At 46.3% G+C, this 1,806-nt stretch carries 1 protein-coding gene; it reads left to right on the plus strand.

Annotation, left to right across the window (positions count from 1 at the left end):
- Window positions 1–140 precede the first annotated feature (140 nt).
- Window positions 141–1,712: an alternate F1F0 ATPase, F1 subunit alpha gene (locus V7K25_RS07225; protein ID WP_335156451.1), complete on the plus strand. Its 1,572-nt coding sequence runs from the start codon at window positions 141–143 to the stop codon at window positions 1,710–1,712.
- Window positions 1,713–1,806: the final 94 nt, after the last annotated feature.

Genomic DNA, 1,806 nt, shown 5'->3' on the forward strand with positions numbered 1-1,806 from the left:
AGTCTGATTTGTGGGATCGAACTACGCGGCACAGGCTACAAACTAGCGTGGAGTATGGATACTTACTTAGATAGCATCACCGAAAATTTGGTTACGGTTTTTGCACAAGAAGCTGGAACAAATCAGAAGTCAGAGGAAGTATGATGCAACAGACCAAAGAAGGTTTACAGACAGTTTTACAAGAGACTTTTGCATTTTATACTCAAGCTCTGGATCAGCATGAAGCAAAATTGCGATCTACTGAAATCGGGATTGTCCAATCCATTGGGCAAGGTATTGCCAAAATTATTGGTTTACCCAATGTGCAATCAGAGGAAATTGTTCGTTTTACTGGCGGTAGTCTGGGGTTGGTGTTTAACCTCGATCCCGAAGAAGTTGGGGTAGTTTTGCTGGATTCTAGCGATCAACTCCAGTCAGGTACAGAAGTACGGCGTACTGGTAAAGTGCTTGATGTCCCTGTAGGTGACACATTACTAGGAAGAGTGATCGATCCCCTTGGTCGTCCCCTCGATGGCAAAGGTATCGTGCGAACTTCACAACGTCGTCCCGCCGAACGCAATGCCCCAGCAATTATGGATCGTGCGGCTGTAAATGTGCCTTTGCAAACAGGAATCAAAGCGATTGATGCCCTGATTCCCATTGGACGGGGACAGAGAGAATTGATTTTAGGCGATCGCCAAACGGGTAAAAGCGGTCTTGCCCTCGATACAATTATCAATCAAAAAGACAAAAATATTCTCTGTATCTATTGCGCGATCGGACAGCGTAGTGCGGCTGTTGCCAAGCTAATTGCCGACCTCGAAGAACAGGGAGCAATGCCATACACAACAGTCGTCATGGCAGCAGGAGAAGAACCGCCGGGCTTACAATATATCGCTCCTTATGCCGCTACTGCGATGGCGGAATATTTTGCCGATCAAGGGCGCGATGTGCTAATTGTTTACGATGACCTCACCAACCATGCCCGCACCTATCGAGAAATCTCTCTGTTAATGCGCCGCCCACCTGGACGCGAAGCTTATCCAGGGGATATTTTTTATATTCACTCGCGCTTACTGGAACGCTCTACGCATTTCAACGACAAACGAGGTGGTGGTTCCTTAACTGCGCTGCCGATCATCGAAACAGAAGCACAAAACATTGCTGCATATATCCCAACTAATCTAATTTCCATTACCGATGGACAGATTTATCTTTCACCAATTCTCTTTCAAAAGGGAGTATTGCCGGCGATCGATATTGGTAAATCGGTTTCACGGGTGGGTGGTAAAACTCAACTTCCTGCCTATCGCGCTGTTTCAGGAGATTTACGTCTTTCCTATTCTCAATTTGAAGAACTAGAGGCTTTCTCTCGCTTTGGTACGCGCTTAGAAGAATCGACTCGGCTGACTTTAGAACGTGGACAACGGGTGCGCGAGATGCTCAAACAAAAGCAATATGCGCCAATGCCGGCTGCTGTGCAAATAGCTGTGATGCTTTCAGTGACGGCAGGCTTGCTCGATTCCGTCCCCATCGCTAAAATTGCCATTGCTGAACTTGCGATCGCCCAAGCCATATCCACCCAGTTAGCCGATCTTTGCCTGCAAATCGAAAGCGGAGCCGTATTGAGTGATGCTGATCGCGATATCTTATTAAAGACTGCCAAAACTGCGATCGCTACAGTTGTAAAAGATTCAAAAGATCCAAAAAATTCAAAAGATATAAAGGAGTAGCTATGTCATCTATTGAGCTTCTCCAACGCCAAATCCACACTGCACAAGAACTGCAAGCCGTGGTGAAAATGATGAAAGTATTAGCGGCGTTAAA

It is taken from the genome of Nostoc sp. (genome assembly GCF_036919495.1).
In the GTDB taxonomy this organism is placed as follows: domain Bacteria; phylum Cyanobacteriota; class Cyanobacteriia; order Cyanobacteriales; family Nostocaceae; genus Nostoc.

Excerpts from the sequence above, each read along its gene's own strand:
- V7K25_RS07225 (WP_335156451.1), top strand. The coding sequence starts at position 141 with ATGATGCAACAGACCAAAGAAGGTTTACAGACAGTTTTACAAGAGACT.